The organism is Geojedonia litorea, assembly GCF_042654525.1.
GTDB lineage: Bacteria > Bacteroidota > Bacteroidia > Flavobacteriales > Flavobacteriaceae > Geojedonia > Geojedonia litorea.
The window spans coordinates 79,025-99,264 of record NZ_JBHSGP010000014.1 but is presented as its reverse complement, the minus strand read 5'-3'; the positions used below and the strand labels follow the sequence as shown (position 1 = coordinate 99,264).

Genomic DNA, 20,240 nt, shown 5'->3' with positions numbered 1-20,240 from the left:
GGTGATTGAATTATATACTTATGGCCTACAAGCTTCGACTAAAAGATGATATTGCAGATTTTACCAAACGTTTATTTTATGCACTGTTTGATGATGCCGATAAGGAAGCAGAAGAAATAGCTGCACTTGAAAACTTGTTTTTGAAAGTGCTTTCTGAACTTTCTACTAAAAAAGGGGAATTACTCTGGAAATCATTTTCAGAACAATTGCCAACTATCAAACAAAAAATTGAATTGGATGCCTTGGCTACAGAGCAAAACGATCCGGCCTGCAAAAGCCTCGAAGAAATTTATTTAGCCTATCCTGGATTTCATGCCATAGCTATTCACAGATTAAGCCATGAATTATTTAAACTTGGTTTACCTGTAATTGCACGAATGATGAGCGAATGCATTCATGGTAAAACAGGAATCGATATTCATCCAGGAGCTACTATAGGAGATTCTTTTTTTATCGACCACGGTACTGGAATTGTAATCGGGGAAACCTCTATCATAAAAAACAACGTGAAAATATATCAAGGGGTTACTTTAGGAGGACTATCTATTAAAAAAAGCTTGTCTCAAACTAAACGTCATCCAACGATTGAAGATAATGTAACTATTTATGCAAATGCCACAATTCTGGGCGGTGATATAACTATTGGCGCTAATAGCATCATTGGAGCAAATGTTTGGATTACCGAATCTGTTCCAGAAAATTCATTGGTGACCTATCAATCAGAAATTAAAATCAGTACCCGAAATAAATGATTAAAGGCCAATCCATAACCGACCTAATAGGAAACACGCCACTTATTGAGGTGAAGCATATTATTACTAAAAAAGGTGTTCGATTATTCTTAAAATTGGAAGGAAAAAACCCTGGTGGTAGTGTTAAGGATCGTGCTGCATTTAATATGATTTCGGAAGCTCTTAAACGTGGGGATATCAAAAAAGGGGACACTTTGGTAGAAGCCACAAGTGGTAATACGGGAATTGCTCTAGCTTTTATTGCACAGTTATTAGGATTGAAAATGATCTTGATTATGCCTGAAAATTCAACCGAAGAGCGTATCAAAACCATGCGTGCTTATGGAGCTGAATTAATTTTGACTTCTGAAGATGAAGGCATTGAAGGCGCTCGTGATTTAGCCGTTAAGTTAGAAAAGGAAAAAGGCTATTTTATGCTCAACCAATTTGGAAATGATGATAATTGGAAAGCCCATTATAAAGCAACAGGACCAGAGATATGGCGAGATACCAATGGCGAAATTTCCCATTTTGTGTCGGCCATGGGAACTACAGGAACAATTATGGGAGTGTCTACATTTTTAAAAGAACAAAATAAAGCGATAACTATTGTTGGCGCCCAACCTAAAGATGATGCTAAAATTCCAGGAATTCGGAAATGGCCAGAAGAGTACCTTCCTAAAATTTTTGATAGAAATAAAGTAGATCAAATTATTGAGGTTAGTGAAGATGATGCGAGAATAACTGCGAATAGATTGGCAAAAGAAGAAGGTGTATTTGCTGGGATGAGTAGTGGTGGTGCTGTTTCAGTAGCATTAAAAGTGGCAGAGCAAATTGAAAGCGGCGTAATAGTTGCCGTGATATGTGATATCGGCGATCGCTATTTGTCTTCAGATTTGTTTGCCTAAAAATTGGTTATAAATTATTTATACCTTAATTTCGCACCCTAGTTCATACAAATAATGATGTTATCACGAAAGGCAGAGGGAATAGACCCGGTGAAGCCTTGGCAACCCTTTATACAAAGAAGGTGCTAAATTCTACTTTTTACTGATATATTTTCGGTGTTAAGACAGATAACCACAAGTAATTTCCTTTACTTTCCTGATGACATTTTTAATATAAATTAAAGAAATGTCAACAATTATAGACGCTTTACAAAACCGAATTTTAGTTCTCGATGGTGCCATGGGAACCATGTTGCAACGTTATAATTTTTCTGAAGAAGATTATCGTGGTGAACGGTTTAAAACATATCCAACTTCATTAAAAGGCAATAATGATTTGCTGTCTCTTACACAACCAAAGGCAATAGCAGAGGTGCATCGTAAGTATTTTGAGGCAGGAGCAGATATTGTTGAAACTAACACCTTTTCAGGGACAACTATTGGAATGGCCGATTACAACATGGAAGCATTAGTTTATGAACTCAACTATGAATCTGCTAAAATAGCTAAACAAGTGGCCAATGAGTTTACAATTGCAAATCCAGATCAACCCCGATTTGTGGCAGGTAGTATTGGCCCAACTAACCGTACGGCAAGTTTATCTCCTGATGTCAATAGACCAGAATATCGTGCTGTAACCTTTGAAGACTTGAGGGTAGCCTATAAGCAGCAGGTTGAAGCACTTATTGATGGTGGCGTTGATGTGCTCTTGGTTGAAACCATTTTTGACACGCTAAATGCTAAAGCCGCTTTGTTTGCAATTGATCAAGTAAAAGAAGAACGAAACCTAGATGTCCCAATTATGGTATCAGGGACAATAACAGACGCATCTGGCAGAACATTATCGGGTCAAACGGTTGAAGCCTTTTTAACTTCAATTTCTCATATACCATTATTAAGTGTAGGGTTTAATTGCGCGCTTGGTGCAGATCAACTACAACCGTATTTACAACGACTATCGCATGAAACAGAATTTTACACTTCGGCACATCCTAATGCTGGTTTACCCAATGCTTTTGGAGAATATGACCAAACACCTGAACAAATGCAAGTGCTTATTAAAAACTATTTAAAAGATGGATTGGTAAATATTGTAGGCGGTTGTTGCGGAACAACTCCCAAACATATCAAAAAAATTGCCGAGGTCGCTAAAAAGTATAAACCAAGGACTACTGTAATTCCTGTGTAAACCGGAATTTGCCAAGAAACAAATGAGATGACTAAAATAAATAAATATCTTACTTTATCGGGTTTAGAACCTTTAATCGTAACACCAGAAAGTAATTTTATAAATGTAGGAGAACGTACCAACGTAACAGGGTCGCGAAAATTTTTACGATTAATAAAAGAAGACAAATATCATGAAGCTTTAGAAGTAGCGCGTGATCAGGTTGAAGGCGGCGCACAGATTATTGATGTGAATATGGACGAAGGCATGTTGGATGGAAAACAAGCCATGATTACATTCTTAAATCTCATCGCTTCAGAACCCGATATTGCTCGCTTGCCCATCATGATTGACAGTTCAAAATGGGAAATCATTGAAGCCGGGTTACAAGTAGTTCAAGGGAAATCTGTAGTAAATTCCATAAGTTTAAAAGAAGGAGAAGCCGAGTTTATAAGACAAGCAAAACTAGTAAAGCGTTATGGTGCTGCTGTAATAGTGATGGCTTTTGATGAAGTAGGACAAGCCGATACTTTGGATAGACGAATTGAGATATGTAAACGCTCGTATGAAATTTTGGTCAATAAGGTTAAATTTCCTCCTCAAGATATCATTTTTGATCCTAATATATTCCCAGTTGCCACAGGTATGGATGAACATAAACTTAATGCTCTAGATTTTTTCAAGGCCACTAAATGGATACGTGAAAATCTCCCTTATGCCAATGTTTCTGGAGGAGTGAGTAACGTGTCGTTTTCATTTAGAGGAAATACTGTAGTACGAGAAGCTATTAATTCAGCATTTTTATATCATGCCATTCAACATGGTATGAACATGGGAATTGTAAACCCAACCATGTTGGAAGTCTATGATGAAATTCCGAAGGATTTATTGACGCATGTTGAAGATGTATTATTTAACCGACGAGATGACGCTACAGAGCGATTGTTGGACTTTGCAGAGACGGTTAAAGGAGATAAAAAGGAAGATGTTACCAAAGTTTTAGAATGGCGAAGTGATGCACTTCAAGATCGAATTACTCATAGTTTGGTAAAAGGTATAGATGCATTTATAATTGAAGATGTTGAAGAAGCCCGTCAATCGGTTTCTAAACCTATTGAGGTGATCGAAGGCCATTTAATGATTGGTATGAATGTGGTTGGAGACCTCTTTGGAAGCGGAAAAATGTTTTTACCTCAAGTTGTGAAATCAGCACGAGTAATGAAAAAGGCAGTGGCATATCTTCAACCCTTTATAGAAGCCGAAAAGGATGGTAAGCAAGAATTTGCTGGTCGAGTTTTAATGGCAACCGTAAAAGGTGATGTACACGATATTGGTAAAAACATTGTAAGTGTAGTTTTAGGGTGTAATAACTACGAGATTATTGATTTAGGGGTCATGGTCCCACCAGAGAAAATTATAGAAACGGCTAAAAGAGAAAATGTAGATATTATTGGATTAAGTGGTCTTATAACACCGTCATTAGATGAAATGGTCTATGTTTCCAAGGAAATGGAGAAACAAGGCTTTAATGTGCCTTTGCTTATTGGTGGTGCAACAACGTCTAGAGCGCATGCCGCTGTTAAAATTGCACCCAATTATTCAAATACGGTAGTTCATGTTAATGATGCTTCAAGAGCTGTAACGGTCGTGGGAGATTTGCTTAAAAAAGATAGTAGAATTTATAAAGAGCAAATTCGTGAAGAATATGAAAAATTCCGTGAGCAGTTTTTAAAGCGTGGTAAAAAGAAAGACTATTGTAGCCTTGAAGATGCCAGAAAACGTAAATTTAAAATTGATTGGAATTCAACAGAAATTGTGAAGCCTAACCAATTAGGTGTTCAAGTTATTGACGATTTTGACATCAACAAACTGGAAGATTTTATAGACTGGAGTCCATTTTTTAGAAGCTGGGACCTTCATGGTAAGTATCCAGATATTTTAACCGATGCGGTCGTTGGAACACAAGCTTCCGAATTATTCAAAGATGCCAAAGTCTTATTAAAACGGGTGTTTAATGAAAAATTATTGCAAGCGAAAGCTGTTTTTGGACTGTTTCCAGCCAATACGGTTAATGATGACGACATTGAAATTTATGAAGAAAACGGAAAAGTGAAGTCAACGTTTTTAACCCTACGTCAACAATTAGACAAGCGCGAAGGCGTATCTAATTTTGCGTTGGCCGATTTTGTAGCTCCAAAAGATTCAGGAAAGCAAGATTATATGGGATGCTTTTGTGTTACAGCAGGATTTGGAACTGCAGAATTAGCTAAACAATTCGAATCAAATCACGACGATTATAATTCCATTATGATAAAAGCTCTGGCCGATAGATTGGCCGAAGCCTTTGCCGAGTATTTGCATAAAGAAATACGTACAACCCACTGGGGTTATGCCCAAGATGAAAATTTATCTAATGATGAGTTGATAAAAGAAAGCTATAAAGGTATTCGTCCGGCTCCGGGTTATCCTGCTTGTCCTGATCATTTGGAGAAAAAAACCATTTGGAAAGTGTTGCAAGTCAAAGAAACCATAGGGGTAGAATTGACCGAAAGCTTAGCCATGTGGCCAGCCGCAAGCGTTAGCGGATATTATTTTGGAAACAAAGAAGCCAGGTATTTTGGACTTGGTAAAATAACAGAAGATCAATTAAAAGATTATGCTAAACGGCGAGGCATAAGTAATGAAGAAGCCGAAAAATGGTTAAGCCCAAATTTAGCAGATTAAAACTATGAAAGTAACTGAACATATTAAACAGGCCAACGGAAAAACATTATTTTCTTTTGAGATTATTCCTCCTAAAAAAGGGAATAGTATTCAAGAACTCTATAATAATATCGATCCTTTGATGGATTTCAAACCACCTTTTATTGATGTCACTACCTCTAGAGAAGAGTATGTTTACATTGACAGAGATGGACTTTTAGATCGAAAAATCACAAGAATGCGCCCAGGTACCGTTGGTATTTGTGCCGCAATTAAGCACAAGTATAATGTAGATACCGTACCTCATGTACTATGTGGTGGATTCACAAAAGAAGAAACCGAATATTTACTTGTTGATTGTCATTATTTAGGAATAGAAAATGTTATGGCTTTGCGTGGTGATGCCATGAGCCATCAAAAGTATTTTGAACCTGCAAATGGTGGACATACTTATGCCTGCGAACTGGTAAAACAAATACAAAATTTGAACAATGGTAAGTACCTTCATGATGTTATCGAAGCTGATGACAAAGCCGATTTTTGTATTGGAGTTGCAGGCTATCCCGAAAAACATATCGAAGCACCCTCACTAAAATCAGATTTAAAACGATTGAAAGAAAAAGTTGATGCAGGAGCTGATTATGTGGTGACACAAATGTTTTTTGACAATAGACGTTACTTTAAGTTTGTTGAAGTAGCTCAAAAAGAAGGGATTAAGGTTCCAATTATTCCTGGAATAAAACCTATTGCCGTTAAGCGTCACTTACAGTTGTTGCCACAGGTCTTCAAAATTGATTTGCCAGAAGAACTGATTTCTGAAGTTGAAAAATGTAAGGATAATAAAGCCGTTAGACAGGTCGGAATTGAATGGGCTATTCAGCAATCAAAAGAACTTCTTGAGTTTGGCGCACCGGTTTTACATTACTATTCCATGGGCAAAAGCGATAATATAAAAGCAATTGCATCGCAACTGTTTTAATTATTCTGCTAACTTTGGGGTTGTCAATTTATCTAAATGAAGCAGTTTTTAACCTACGTTTTGTGCTTATCGGTTTCTGTCATGTATTCACAAGACCATGAAAATGGAACTTCATTAGATGTGAACTACTTTTATGGGACCATATTAGAGCATAATCCAGATATTGCGCATTTAATTACCGACCATCCTACAGGCTTCATTTTAAGTTATAATAAAAAAACCTATGGGTTAAAGGACTGGGAAAGTCGTTATAATTATCCCGATTGGGGATTTTCGTTTATTCATCAAGATTTGAAAAACTATTATTTGGGAGAAAATTACAGTTTGTATGCCCATTTTAATTTTTACTTTTTAAATCGAAATTTGATGTTCAGGGTTGGTCAAGGTATAGCCTATGCCACCAAGCCATATGACAAGGAAAACAATTATATCAATAATGCTTATGGGTCTGATCTGTTAAGCACAACTTATGTGATGCTAAATTATAAGAAGGAAAATTTGTTTGAAGGATTTGGTATTCAGGCAGGAATTTCTATCATTCATTATTCCAATGCCAATATCAAAGCGCCAAATAATTCAACCAATACCTTTACGTTTAATGTAGGCGCAAATTATGTTTTCGATTATAATAAACAAGAAGAATTTATCGAATCAACTGAAAATAATAAGTTCACAGAAAAGATTAAGTATAATCTCGTTTTCCGGTCTGGCCTAAATGAAAGTGATGTTAATGACACTGGGCAGTATCCATTTTATATCGTATCAGCGTATGCTGATAAACGCATTAACAGAAAAAGTGCTATACAAGTTGGGGCTGATGTGTTTTTTTCAACTTTTTTAAAAGAATTGATTTATTACTATTCAGTGGCATTTCCAGAATTTGATGTCTCTGGTGATGAAGATTGGAAACGCGTTGGGCTTTTTGTAGGTCATGAGTTATTCATTAACAAAATGTCTTTAGTAACACAACTCGGATATTATGTGTATTATCCTTACGATTTTGAAGGACAAGTCTATAATCGTGTTGGTTTAAAGCGCTATTTTGGGGATAAGTATTTTGGAGCCATAACTTTAAAATCGCATGGCGCCAAAGCAGAAGCTGTTGAATTTGGAATAGGAGTACGCTTATGAAAAATGTAATTTACATACTAGTTTTAAGCTTACTCGTAGCCTGTAATGGTGAAAATGTTCCTGATTGTTTTCAAAATGCAGGTGACATTATTCAGCAGGAAATTACCGTTGAGGCATTTGATAAAATTACAGTGTTTGAACGCATCGAACTTATTGTTACCGATGTACCCTCACAACAAGTTACCGTAGAGACAGGGAAATATTTATTAAATGATATTGAGGTAAAAGTTGAAAATGGACGCTTAATTTTAATCAATAATAATGCTTGTAACCTTACCAGAGATTATGGTATTACCAAGGTTTATGTGAGCTCGCCAAATTTAACCGAGATTAGAAACAGTTCAGGTTTAACTATGCGGAGTAATGGAATTTTAAACTATACATCATTACTGTTGGTTTCAGAAGATTTTAATTCGCCAGAAGTCACACATACCGATGGAGATTTTGATGTTCAAGTAAATAGTGATAGATTAAGAATTGTAGTAAATAATTTGTCTAATATATTTATAAGCGGTGCTGTGAATGATTTAACAATTGGGTTTTATTCAGGAAATGTTCGATTTGAAGGCGCTAACTTAATTGCTCAAAATATAAATATTTTTCAGCGAAGCAGTAATGATATGATTATTAATCCCCAACAATCCTTAACGGGTGAAATAAGAAGTACTGGTGATGTAATCTCACTCAATCGTCCACCAATTGTGGATGTTCAGGAGTTTTATACTGGTAAGCTCATATTCCGAGATTAGTCGGTGGTTAATTCCCTAAATAAACTCTCTAAACTTGCATTTTTTTGATTTAATTGAAGAATCTTAAGCTTATTGTCGTGGGCAAAGTCAAACACATGCGAGCGCATGTCTTCAGATGTTGAAAAGGTGATTTCATATACAAAATCATGGGTGTTTACAACAGAAGTAACTTTTGGAAGCGCTTTTAAAAAGGCATCCTCAACACGATAATCAAATTCAACAACAACAGTTTGTTGTTTTTGATCTCTTAAATCTTTAAGTGTTTTGTCGGCAACTATTTCACCCTTATTAATAATGATGACACGATCGCACATGGCTTCTACTTCTTGCATAATGTGGGTAGATAGGAATACTGTTTTTTCCTTTCCAAGACTTTTTATTAATTGTCTAATACCTACTAGCTGATTAGGATCTAGTCCTGTTGTGGGTTCATCTAAAATTAACACTTCGGGGTTGTGCAATAAAGCATTTGCCAAACCAACACGCTGCCTGTAACCTTTAGAAAGTTGTCCAATCTTTTTATGTGCTTCAGGAGTTAAGCCTGTAAGTTCAATCACTTCATTAATTCTAGACTTCGGTACTTTATAAACACCTGCATTGAAATCTAAATATTCCCTTACATACATCTCTAAATACAGAGGGTTATGTTCAGGTAAATACCCAACAATCTGCTGTACTTTTTTTGTTTCGGTAGCTACATCGTATTCACTTACTTTGGCTGAGCCTTCTGAAGATTGAATAAAACTGGTCAATATTTTCATCATGGTAGACTTACCAGCCCCATTGGGCCCTAAAAATCCAACAATTTCACCTTTGTTAATTTTAAAGGAAACCTTGTTAAGTGCCTTTTGTTGCCCGTAGGTTTTTGAGAGATGTTCAACTTCAATAGACATATAGAAAAATATTTGTTCAAAAATAGCAATTATATAATTTACAACAGCTGTTACTGCTTAATCTTTAAAAGTTTAAAAAGAAATGTAAAAAACTAATTTAACAATTTTGATTTGTGAAAATATTAATTACTTTAGCAACTTATAACAACAATGAAAGCAACAAATTTTACATATTACAACTGGTTTTATTTCTTTTTTAGCGGAAGAAACGAGACCCTGTATGTATAATTTATACAAAATAAATTTAACTGGAGTCTCGATGAAAATCGAGATTTTTTTTTATGATAAAGTCAGTAGCCATACAAGGAATTAAAGGGTCATTTCATCATATAGTGTCCCAGCAATATTTTGATACTACCATAATAGTTGATGAATGTTTGACCTTTGATAAGGTCGTAGATAGTTTGCTCAATAAATCGTGCGATGCGGCAATAATGGCCATCGAAAACTCTATTGTAGGATCGATCATACCAAATTATGCCTTAATAGATAATCATCAACTTCATATTATTGGGGAGCATTATTTAGATATACAGCACAATTTATTGGCATTGCCAAACCAGTCCATAAAAGATATTAAGGAAGTGTATTCACACCCAATGGCGTTGTTGCAGTGTAAAGAGTTTTTTAAGAAACATCCGCACATAAAGCTCATTGAAGATAAGGATACTGCCGAAGTAGCACAACGTATTCAACTAAAGCAATTAAGAGGTGTTGCGGCAATTGCCAGTGGTTTAGCTGCCCAATTATTTGAATTAGATATTTTGGCTGAAAGTATTCAAACTATTAAACATAATGAAACACGATTTGTAATCGTAAAAACGGCAAATTCTGAATTATCCCATGACGAAATCAATAAAGCTTCAATTAAATTTGAATTGGAACATAAACGCGGGAGTTTGGCTTCAATTTTAAATGTGATGAGCGATTGTAAATTAAGTTTAACGAAAATACAGTCCTTACCAAAAATTGAAACACCTTGGAAATATTCGTTTTTTGTTGATATCACTTTTGATAATTACAAGCACTTTAATAAAGCGAAAAGCATTATGCAAATTATGGCTGAAGATTTTAAAATTTTAGGAGAATATAAAAACGCCCGACTATGATCACAGGTGCAAATAGATTAAACACAGTTGAAGAGTACTACTTTTCAAGAAAATTAAGAGAAGTTGCTTTATTGAAAGCGGCAGGGAAACCTATCATTAATCTGGGGATAGGAAGCCCTGATTTGGCGCCATCGCAGCGTGTGTTAAGTGCTTTAACTGATGCCTTATTAGATCAAAAAGCACATCAGTATCAGAGTTACCAAGGATTGCCAGAATTAAGAGAAGCAATGGCTAGCTTTTATAAATCCCGTTTTGATGTACCCTTAAGCCCCAAAACTGAAGTGTTGCCACTCATGGGAAGCAAAGAAGGAATTATGCACATCTCTATGGCATTTTTAAATGAAGGTGATGAAGTTTTGATTCCAAATCCTGGGTACCCAACCTACAGTTCTGTAACTAAATTATTGGGATGCACACCAGTTTATTACGATTTAAAAGAAGAAACACATTGGCATCCAGATTTGGTGGCTTTGGAAAGTAAAGACTTAAGTAAGGTAAAGATAATGTGGGTTAATTATCCGCATATGCCAACTGGTGCAACGGCAACAAATAAACTTTTTGAGGATATTATTGCCTTTGCAAAGCGCAATAACATTTTAGTTATTAATGATAATCCTTACAGTTTTGTATTGAACGAGTTTCCAAGGAGTATTTTAAAATATAGAGACGCGAAAGATGTCTGTTTGGAGCTCAATTCGTTAAGTAAAACCTTTAACATGGCGGGTTGGCGCGTGGGTATGGTTATGGGTAAATCGGAATATATTGATGCCATTATCAAAGTGAAAAGCAATATGGATTCTGGTATGTTTTACGGAATTCAAAAAGGTGCAGTAGAAGCTCTAAATTGTTCTGAAATGTGGTATGTGAGTTTAAACAGTGTTTATGAACAACGCCGTGCCCTAATTTGGCAGTTGGCTGATGCATTGAAATGTACTTATGACAAACATGCAACAGGGCTTTTTGTTTGGGCTAAACTTCCTGAAAACACCAAAGCCGAAGAATTCATAGAAAGAGTGCTTAAAGTTAATTCAATATTTATTGCACCAGGAACCATTTTTGGCAGCAACGGTGAAGGTTATATTCGATTTTCATTATGTGCCTCAAGCGAAGAAATAGAAGAAGCAATATCCAGAGTAAAATGAAAAATGTATACGTAATAGGTGTTGGGTTAATTGGCGGAAGCATGGCTTTGGATATAAAATCCATTCATCCAAAACTATCCGTATTTGGGATAGACAGCAATTCAAATCATTTGGATGAAGCATTAGCACTAAAAGTCATTGATGCAAAAGCAACTTATGAAGATTTAAAACAAGCCGATTTTGTAATTTTATCAATACCTGTAGACGCTGCAGTAATCGAATTGCCTAAAGTTTTAGATTTAATTTCAGATACCTGTTTGGTAATTGATGTGGGTTCAACTAAAATGGATATCTGCAAAGTTGTTGAAAGGCATCCAAAACGCAGAAACTTTTTAGCCGCACATCCTATTTCAGGAACCGAGTTTTCGGGTCCTAAAGCAGCCATACATAACTTGTACAAAAACAAGACAAATATTATTTGCGAGGTTGAAAAAACTGCGTTCAAGTTACAGGAAAAAGCCCTTAAACTCTTTGGCGAAATGGGTATGCGTATTCGGTATATGAATCCTGAAGCTCATGACAAGCATATTGCCTATGTTTCTCACTTGTCGCACATTAGTTCGTTTATGTTAGGTAAAACAGTCATTGAAAAAGAAAAGAACGAACGCGACATATTTGATATGGCTGGCAGTGGATTTGAAAGTACAGTGAGGTTAGCCAAAAGCTCTCCTGAAATGTGGACACCAATTTTTAAGCAAAACAAAGCAAATGTTCTAGAAGTTTTAGATGACTACATCGCTAACCTAACTAAATTCAAAGAATATATACATGCCGATGATTTTGAGGCCATTTATAACGAAATGAAAAATACAAATCATATAAAAGATATTTTAAACGGAATAAATTAGTAATAAAACCAACAGGTTTAAAAATTAGATTATGGAAAATAAAAAAGAGTTGAGATCGTGGTTGGATGATTTAAAATTGAGTCACCCTTTAGTAATAGCAGGCCCGTGTAGTGCCGAAACTGAGGCCCAAGTGTTAGACATTGCACATCAGTTAAAGGATACAGATGTAAATTATTATAGAGCAGGAATCTGGAAACCTAGAACACGACCAGGAATGTTTGAAGGTGTCGGTGCTTTAGGCTTAAAATGGCTGCAAAAGGTTAAAGAAGAAACCGGTTTAAAAACCGCTACTGAAGTTGCCAATAAAGCCCATGTAGAATTGGCTTTAGAGCATGATATCGATTTGCTTTGGATAGGAGCTAGATCAACCGTTAGCCCGTTTATTGTACAAGAAATAGCTGATGCTTTAAAAGGAACTGATAAAATAGTTTTGGTGAAAAATCCGGTAAATCCTGACTTGCCATTATGGTTGGGGGCAATTGAACGATTAGCTTCAGCAGACATCAAAAAATTGGGTGTTATCCATAGAGGATTTTCAACCTATGAAAAAACCAAATATCGAAATAATCCAGAATGGCAATTAGCCATTGAATTGCAGACCAAGTTTCCTGATCTACCGTTAATTAACGATCCGTCGCATATAACAGGAAAACGTGATATGATTTTTGATGTATCGCAAACCGCTTTAGACCTTAATTTTGATGGATTGATGATTGAAACCCATAACGACCCAGATAAAGCTTGGAGTGATGCCGCACAGCAGGTAACACCAAAGGCGTTGGTTCAGATTATGAAGGATCTAAAAATCAGAAAAGAAACCGATCCTGAAGCAGAGTATAATACAAGTTTAAATAACTTGAGAGCTCAAATTGATGTGATTGATAACCAAATTATTGAAGTTTTAGGGAAACGTATGAAAGTTGCCGACAGCATTGGGTTACTTAAAAAACAAAAGAATGTTGCCGTTTTACAAAGTAAACGTTGGAATGAGATTTTAGGAAAAATGGTTCTCGAAGGTGAAGAGAAAGGATTAAGCGAAGAGTTTATTCTCAAAATGTTTAAAGCTATTCATCAAGAATCTATCAACCATCAGGAAAAGATTATTAATCAATAAAAAAAGGCTCGCATTTGCGAGCCTTTTTTTTATTCTTTTTTTATTTAATTATCATCATCATTTTTACTGTGCTTTGTATAGGCCAAACGTCTTGAAGCTTTTCGCATCAATGTGTTAATTAAGTTTTCAGAGTCACTTCCTAGACTTCCCCGAACTTGTTTGTTATAATTCCATAGTAAAACACCATCTTCGGCATTATGAACACTCATATTAATGGTTGCACTATTTGTGTTTCCCCAAAACCCAATAAGCAATCCTAAAGCGACAGAAGCACCTTCAGACATTGGCTTATCGGTTTCAAATTCACCTGAAATTACAGCATCAACTTCAAGAAAGTTTGCCAATTCCTTGGGTGTAAAGTCCATAATATTATCGTAATCGATATTCTGTTTCTTCAACATGGCAGTCGTAATTCTTGGATCTTGAATTTCTAAATTTTGAAGATCGCCACGTTTTTTTCGCTTCAGGAACCATGAATACATGGCACTTTGAATACTCTCACCTTCAGAGCGTTCTATACGCTGCAATTGCTCAGTGGTCATATCCTTCATCTGCTTCGGACGGAGTTTGACCTGTGTTTTAAATGGGACAATAGCTATAATTTTATGAGACTCAGCTATTTTGTCAAATTCTGGATTTTCATACAAATTTGTTTGCGCCTGTACAAGGCCAATTACCGATAAAAACAAAACGGATAAAAGAAGTTTTTTCATATAGTGACTATAATTTAAAATTAACAATCGAAGATACTCTTTTTCTTAATACGAAAAGTTGTTAATTTGCAGTCTAACTAATTAGTTATTGATGACAGGACACGTTTATAAATCTACAGGAAGTTGGTATACCGTAAAAACAGATTTAGGGACGTTTTATCAATGCAGAATTAAAGGGAAATTTCGATTAAAAGGGATTAAAAGTACAAATCCAATAGCTGTTGGAGACGTTGTGGATTTTGAACTTGAAACCTATAATGATGAAACTACGGGTCTTATTCACACAATTCATGATCGCAAAAATTATATTGTAAGAAAATCGGTTAACTTATCTAAACAAACCCATGTTATTGCCAGTAATATAGATCAAGTGTTTTTGCTAGTGACTATAAATAATCCACCAACCTTCACCAGCTTTATTGATCGATTTTTAGTGACTTCGGAAGCCTATTCGGTAAAAACAATATTACTTTTTAATAAGCTAGATACTTATGACGAATCGGCTATGGATGAGGTTAAGTACTTGGCTCATGTGTATCGTAAAATAGGTTATGAATGTATTGGAATTTCAGCAGCTACTGGAAAAAATATTGATAAGGTTAAAACGCTCATGAAAGGCAAGGTGAGCATGTTTGCAGGTCATTCTGGTGTTGGTAAATCAACATTGGTTAATGCCATAGAACCTGAATTAGATTTAAAGACAAAGGAAATTTCTGAACAACATATGCAAGGCCAACATACCACTACATTTGCCGAGATGTTTGACTTGAGTTTTGAAGCAAAAATTATTGATACGCCAGGAATTAAAGGATTTGGCATTGTTGATATGGACAAAGAAGAAGTTGGCGATTATTTTCCTGAAATATTTGAGTTAAAAAAGGATTGTAAATTCAATAACTGTCTTCATATCGAAGAGCCTAAATGTGCTGTAAAGGAGGCGCTTGATAAAGATGAGCTGGCCTTTTCAAGATATCGTAGCTACGTACAAATTATACAAGGTGATGATGAAAATTATCGCACAGAAAACTGGGAAAACGAATGAAAGCAGTGATTCAGCGCGTATCAAAAGCAAGTGTAACTATTGATAATAAAATTGTTGCTTCAATTTCTTATGGTCTTTTAGTTTTACTAGGAATTAGTGATGAGGATACCCAAGAAGATATTGAATGGCTTTCTAAAAAAATTGCTAATCTTCGAATTTTTGGAGACGAAAATGGGGTGATGAACAAATCAATTCTCGATAGAGATGGTAACGCTATAGTTGTAAGTCAGTTTACCTTACACGCAAACACAAAAAAAGGAAATCGACCTAGTTATATCAAGGCGGCCAAACCAGAAATTGCTATCCCGTTGTACGAAGCTTTTGTTGAAAAGTTTCAACAGGATTTGGGTAAAGTTGTACAAACGGGAGAATTTGGGGCCGATATGAAGGTAGAGCTTTTAAACGATGGCCCGGTTACTATTATTATTGATACAAAAAATAAAGAATATTAATTTCTGATCAAGGAATACTGCATAATAATATTCAAAGTTGCCTCTCAACTTAAATTTATAAATAATCCTGGTTGATTTTTCTGAATGACTAAATGATGAGCTTAACAAGCTTAAGTAGTTTGTTGTGTTGAGGGTCGTCATCTAGATCGTTACATGTTGAAAAATAAATTTGTTAAAAAACGTTAAGATTATCTTAATATTTTTATTTTTGGAATATAACATTCGCTAATGATCAAACAATTGTTATCCCTCTCTCTGTTTGGCTTATTAAGCCTATGTGGATATTCCCAAAACGAAGACTTTTTAGATTCAACTACAATTCCTTTAGAACTTAAGGCTAATGCTAATGCTGTGATTAGATATAGTGCTGTTGATATCGAAATCAAGGCCTATAATAAGATGGTATACACAGAAAACCGTGTTGTTACCATATTAAATAAAGAAGGTAATGTTGACCATGGAGCAGTTTTTGGTTATGATGACAATATTAGTATTAAAAAACTTGAAGTTAAAGTTTATGACGCTTTTGGAAAAGATATCAAAAAGATTAAAAAGAACGACTTCATGGATGTTAGTGCTGTTGATGGCGGATCTTTGTATTCAGATAGCAGGGTAAAATACTTAAACTACACGCCGATAAATTATCCTTATACCATTCATTTAGAAGCTGAAATAGAATACACCTCCACTGCATTTATCCCAGGGTGGTTGCCCCTTGAAGGGTTTTATGCTAGCACACAATTTTCATATTATAAAATATCTAATCCTTCTGGTATAAATTTAAAGGTAAAAACAACAAATTTTGATAGTTATAATATTGAAAAACATAGTGATTATCACTATTCCTGTAAGAATTTAATTGCGATTAAACCTGAAGCATATAGCCCAGAATTTAGAACCTATGGTCCATCTTTAAAAGCAGCATTGACTGAATTTAATATGGAAGGTGTAAAAGGCGTAAATAATACTTGGGAAGACTTTGGTAAATGGATGCATGATAAACTATTAGTTGGTACTGAAGAAATACCTGAATCAGTAAAAACCGAAATAAAAACGTTAACATTTGATTTGAATACTGATTTAGAAAAGGCAAAGAAGGTTTACAATTATGTACAAGAGAAAACAAGATATATAAGTGTTCAAGTGGGTATAGGTGGCTGGAAACCCATGTTAGCAGCCGACGTTGATAGATTGGGTTATGCCGATTGTAAAGGGCTTTCGAACTACACAAAAGCCTTATTAAAAGAGGTTGGAGTAGAAGCGCATTATGCAGTTATTTATGGGGATAGAAGTATAAAAAATATTGATTCAGATTTTTCGTCAACCCAAGGAGATCATGTAGTGCTATGTATACCTAATGATGAAGAAGACATTTGGTTAGAATGCACAAGTCAAACTAACCCATTTGGATACATCGCAGGCTGGACCGATGATAGAGATGCGATACTAATCACCCCTGAAGGGGGTAAGGTAGTCCACACAAAAATATACAGCGCAGATGTAAATTTAAAGCACACAAATGCCAAAATTAAAATGAATCTAGATGGATCAATAACAGGTGAAGTAGATTTAAAATCGTATGGATATATCTATGGTTTGCGTGAGGGGATTCAAAATATTCCTGCAAGAGATCAGGACATTCATCTGAAAAAATATTGGGGTTATGTTAATAACTTATCCATCGATCAAATGAAGTTTATTAATGATAAGGACAAAATTGAGTTTATTGAGAATGTTAAACTTTCAGCAAAAAATTATGCCACAAAAAGTGGTACACGATTATTGTTCCAGCCCAATGTGTTGAACAGAATTTCAGACATACCTACAAGATATCAGGATCGAACATTAGATTTTGAAATAGAAAGAGGGATTACCGAAAAAGATGAGTTTCTAATAGAATTAGATGCTAATTTAGGTTTAGAAGCCTTGCCTAAGGATGTTCATATTGAAACAAAGTACGGTACATATTCATGCGTGCTCATTCTGAAAGAAAATAATTCAATTCTATATCAACGGACATATATTTTAAACAAAGGCTATTATCCCAAGGAAGAGTATGAGGCCTTTAGGGAGTTTAAATTAAATGTTGCTAAACACGACAAAACCAAAATTGTACTCATCACTAACCCTTAATACCTTATGAAACATTTAATTTTATCTGCATTTATAGTAATATGCTGTTATACATTAGATGCACAGAATTTCAAATTTGGAAAAATATCTGAAGAAGAACTAAAAGAGAAGATCCATCCTCTTGATTCTTCGACAAGTGCAGCTGTATTATACAAAAAGGAAACCGTTAGATTTGACTACATCCAAGGTGATGGATTTGTGCAAAAAAGAGAAGTACATGAACGAATTAAAATTTATAATAAAGATGGCTTTGATTGGGCTACAAGAAAAGTAAGACTTTATAATAGATCGAATGCCAATAGTGAAAATTTACAATCATTAAAAGGTTATACTTATAACTTAATTGATGGTAAAATTGTAGAGGACAAGTTGAAAAAAGACGGAATGTTTGAAGAAGTAGCGAATAAATATTGGAAGTTTGAGTCGTTTACTATGCCAAATATCAAGGAAGGCTGTGTTATTGAATTTGAATATGAGATAGTATCACCATATCTTTCAATAGATGACATTGATTTTCAGTACACCATACCAATTAACCAATTGGAAATTTCGGTTAAAACACCAGAATATTTTATTTATAATAAATTACAAAATCCAAGGGCATTATATGTCCCTCGTTTAGCCGAATCAACAAAAAATAACTTTTTAACCTTTAACGATAAATCAAGAACAAATGCTAATAAAATAGGGCCTACATCAACTTCTTTTTCACAATCCAAAATAGATTATAAAGATAATATCATTTTGAGTAATGAATCCAATATACCTGCGCTAAAAGCTGAACCTTTAGTTGATAATTTGGATAATTATAGATCAAAATTAATTTTGGAGCACACTGCAACAAGATATCCTAATGAGGCGATAAAAACGTATTCTTCGTCATGGGATGATGTTACTAGAACAATTTATGATAGCCCAGAGTTTGGTAGTCAATTAGATAGAACAGGATATTATGACGATGATATTAATGCTTTATTAGCTGGCGTAACTGATAATTTAAAAAAAGCCTATTTGATTTATGAATTTGTAAAATCTAAAGTAAAATGGAATAATTTTATTGGATTTACAAGTGAAAAGGGAGTTAGATCAGCATATAAGGAAGGGGCTGGAAACAGTGCAGATATAAATTTAATGCTAGTTTCAATGTTGCGCTATGCTGGACTTAAAGCTGATCCTGTTTTGGTGAGTACTAAAAATAATGGCATACCTTTATTTCCAACTAGGCAAGGGTTTAATTATGTGATTTGCTTGGTCGAAACTCCAGAGTTCAGTGCATTGCTGGATGCAACAGAACCTTACAGTACCATTAACACGTTACCATTAAGAACATTAAACTGGCAAGGTCGTGTTATTCGTGAAAACGGAAGTTCAGATTGGATTAATTTAACACCAACTGTGAACTCTAGTGAAATGATCGCATTAAATGTGAAAATCAATCCTGATTTAACAATTGAAGGAAATGTTAGAAGCCAAACTACAAATTACTTGGCTATGAGGTTTAGAGATCGATTTGTGAATTTAAATCCAGAGGAATATGTTAAATATTTAGAAAAAGACAAGGGTCAATTAGTGGTTTCAGATTTGCAAATCGAGAATGCTCAACTTGCAGCAGAACCAATTAAAGTAAGCTATAATTATACACTTGGCGACGGAATTGAAGAAATTGGAGATAAACTTTATTTTTCACCGCTACTATTTTTAACAACAAAAGAAAATCCTTTCAAGCAAAATCATCGCAACTACCCAATTGATTTAAATCATCCTATTTCGGATAAGTATATGATCAATATCATGCTGCCAGATGGCTATAAGGTTGAATACTTGCCTAAAAATGAGAAATTCCAATTTAATGGTGAAACAGGGGAGTTTTCTTATTTGGCTAAAGAAAATGGTAAATATTTACAATTATCCATTAATTTTGCGTTAAATACTTCTTTAGTGCTTTCAAGTGATTATGATTTTTTCAAAAATTTTTATAGTTTGTTAGTGGAAAAACAGAGTGAGAAGATAGTACTTACAAAAATTTAATTTTGAATATCAAAAACGCACAACAAATTGTCGATGATTGGATTAATGCACATGGAGTTCGTTACTTCAATGAGCTAACCAATATGGCCCAGTTAACTGAAGAAGTAGGAGAAGTAGCCCGCATTATTGCTAGACGCTACGGTGAACAAAGTGAAAAAGAGAGTGATAAGGACAAAGACCTTGGTGAAGAATTGGCCGATGTCATGTTTGTAGTGCTATGTTTAGCAAATCAAACCGGAATCGATCTTCAAGAAGCTTTTGACAAGCGGATGGATAAAAAAACCAAACGAGATCATGATAGACACCATAACAATGATAAATTAAAATAATTTATAAGTATCTTTAGCGCTTCTTTTTA

Annotated in this window: 18 protein-coding genes and 1 riboswitch; of the genes, 16 read left to right on the top strand and 2 right to left on the bottom strand. The window is 34.8% G+C overall.

All coding sequences use genetic code 11. From position 1 onward, the window contains the following. Nucleotides 1-20: 20 nt before the first annotated feature. The 7 genes from epsC to ACFO5O_RS08510 all read left to right on the top strand — a co-directional run bounded on the left by epsC (nt 21) and on the right by ACFO5O_RS08510 (nt 8,408). Nucleotides 21-752, top strand: coding sequence for a serine O-acetyltransferase EpsC (gene epsC / locus ACFO5O_RS08540; RefSeq protein ID WP_387962817.1), 732 nt, complete (start codon nt 21-23; stop codon nt 750-752). Further along, the gene (gene cysM, locus ACFO5O_RS08535; protein WP_387962815.1) at nt 749-1,639 is read left to right on the top strand and encodes a cysteine synthase CysM; all 891 of its coding nucleotides are present in this window, start codon (nt 749-751) and stop codon (nt 1,637-1,639) included. The genes epsC and cysM overlap by 4 nt, the downstream gene beginning before the upstream one ends. 57 nt (nt 1,640-1,696) lie before the next feature. Then, nucleotides 1,697-1,814, top strand: a riboswitch (SAM riboswitch). 51 nt (nt 1,815-1,865) lie between these two features. Then, nucleotides 1,866-2,867, top strand: coding sequence for a homocysteine S-methyltransferase family protein (locus tag ACFO5O_RS08530; protein WP_387962814.1), 1,002 nt, complete (start codon nt 1,866-1,868; stop codon nt 2,865-2,867). A gap of 27 nt (nt 2,868-2,894) precedes the next feature. Next, nucleotides 2,895-5,570, top strand: a complete 2,676-nt coding sequence (gene metH, locus ACFO5O_RS08525) for a methionine synthase (RefSeq protein ID WP_387962812.1) — start codon at nt 2,895-2,897, stop codon at nt 5,568-5,570. 4 nt (nt 5,571-5,574) lie between these two features. Next, complete coding sequence (gene metF / locus ACFO5O_RS08520) at nt 5,575-6,528, top strand: methylenetetrahydrofolate reductase [NAD(P)H] (RefSeq protein WP_387962810.1); 954 nt, start codon at nt 5,575-5,577, stop codon at nt 6,526-6,528. 36 nt (nt 6,529-6,564) lie between these two features. Next, nucleotides 6,565-7,659 (top strand): acyloxyacyl hydrolase, encoded by a 1,095-nt coding sequence (locus ACFO5O_RS08515; protein ID WP_387962808.1) that lies wholly within the window; start codon nt 6,565-6,567, stop codon nt 7,657-7,659. Continuing rightward, nucleotides 7,656-8,408 (top strand): head GIN domain-containing protein, encoded by a 753-nt coding sequence (locus tag ACFO5O_RS08510; RefSeq protein WP_387962806.1) that lies wholly within the window; start codon nt 7,656-7,658, stop codon nt 8,406-8,408. The genes ACFO5O_RS08515 and ACFO5O_RS08510 overlap by 4 nt, the downstream gene beginning before the upstream one ends. Here the strand turns inward: ACFO5O_RS08510 and gldA are convergent. After that, on the bottom strand, nt 8,405-9,301 hold the full coding sequence (gldA, locus tag ACFO5O_RS08505) for a gliding motility-associated ABC transporter ATP-binding subunit GldA (protein WP_387962804.1): 897 nt from the start codon (nt 9,299-9,301) through the stop codon (nt 8,405-8,407). The genes ACFO5O_RS08510 and gldA overlap by 4 nt on opposite strands. A 281-nt stretch (nt 9,302-9,582) precedes the next feature. Between gldA and ACFO5O_RS08500 the strand changes: the two genes are divergently transcribed. The 4 genes from ACFO5O_RS08500 to ACFO5O_RS08485 are packed head-to-tail and all read left to right on the top strand — an operon-like array spanning nt 9,583 to nt 13,514. After that, on the top strand, nt 9,583-10,410 hold the full coding sequence (locus tag ACFO5O_RS08500) for a prephenate dehydratase (protein ID WP_387962802.1): 828 nt from the start codon (nt 9,583-9,585) through the stop codon (nt 10,408-10,410). Next, a complete protein-coding gene (locus tag ACFO5O_RS08495; protein ID WP_387962800.1) occupies nt 10,407-11,552 on the top strand; it encodes a pyridoxal phosphate-dependent aminotransferase in 1,146 nt (381 codons plus the stop codon). The genes ACFO5O_RS08500 and ACFO5O_RS08495 overlap by 4 nt, the downstream gene beginning before the upstream one ends. Next, entirely contained in the window at nt 11,549-12,400 is an 852-nt protein-coding gene (locus tag ACFO5O_RS08490) for a prephenate dehydrogenase (protein ID WP_387962798.1), read from the top strand. Before ACFO5O_RS08495 ends, ACFO5O_RS08490 begins: the two co-directional genes overlap by 4 nt. Nucleotides 12,401-12,431: 31 nt before the next feature. After that, on the top strand, nt 12,432-13,514 hold the full coding sequence (locus ACFO5O_RS08485) for a chorismate mutase (RefSeq protein ID WP_387962796.1): 1,083 nt from the start codon (nt 12,432-12,434) through the stop codon (nt 13,512-13,514). 44 nt (nt 13,515-13,558) lie between these two features. Here ACFO5O_RS08485 and ACFO5O_RS08480 read toward each other — a convergent pair whose 3' ends face one another. Then, nucleotides 13,559-14,227 (bottom strand): hypothetical protein, encoded by a 669-nt coding sequence (locus tag ACFO5O_RS08480; RefSeq protein ID WP_387962794.1) that lies wholly within the window; start codon nt 14,225-14,227, stop codon nt 13,559-13,561. 91 nt (nt 14,228-14,318) lie between these two features. Here ACFO5O_RS08480 and rsgA point away from each other — a divergent pair, with 91 nt between their 5' ends. The 5 genes from rsgA (at nt 14,319) to ACFO5O_RS08455 (ending at nt 20,211) form a co-directional block, all read left to right on the top strand. Then, on the top strand, nt 14,319-15,269 hold the full coding sequence (gene rsgA / locus ACFO5O_RS08475; RefSeq protein ID WP_387962792.1) for a ribosome small subunit-dependent GTPase A: 951 nt from the start codon (nt 14,319-14,321) through the stop codon (nt 15,267-15,269). Then, nucleotides 15,266-15,721: a D-aminoacyl-tRNA deacylase gene (dtd, locus tag ACFO5O_RS08470; protein WP_387962790.1), complete on the top strand. Its 456-nt coding sequence runs from the start codon at nt 15,266-15,268 to the stop codon at nt 15,719-15,721. Before rsgA ends, dtd begins: the two co-directional genes overlap by 4 nt. 228 nt (nt 15,722-15,949) lie before the next feature. Then, nucleotides 15,950-17,854, top strand: a complete 1,905-nt coding sequence (locus ACFO5O_RS08465) for a DUF3857 domain-containing protein (protein WP_387962788.1) — start codon at nt 15,950-15,952, stop codon at nt 17,852-17,854. A gap of 6 nt (nt 17,855-17,860) precedes the next feature. Then, nucleotides 17,861-19,882, top strand: a complete 2,022-nt coding sequence (locus ACFO5O_RS08460; protein ID WP_387962786.1) for a DUF3857 domain-containing protein — start codon at nt 17,861-17,863, stop codon at nt 19,880-19,882. Nucleotides 19,883-19,884: 2 nt separating this feature from the next. After that, on the top strand, nt 19,885-20,211 hold the full coding sequence (locus ACFO5O_RS08455) for a nucleotide pyrophosphohydrolase (protein WP_387962784.1): 327 nt from the start codon (nt 19,885-19,887) through the stop codon (nt 20,209-20,211). The last annotated feature ends 29 nt before the right edge of the window (nt 20,212-20,240 follow it).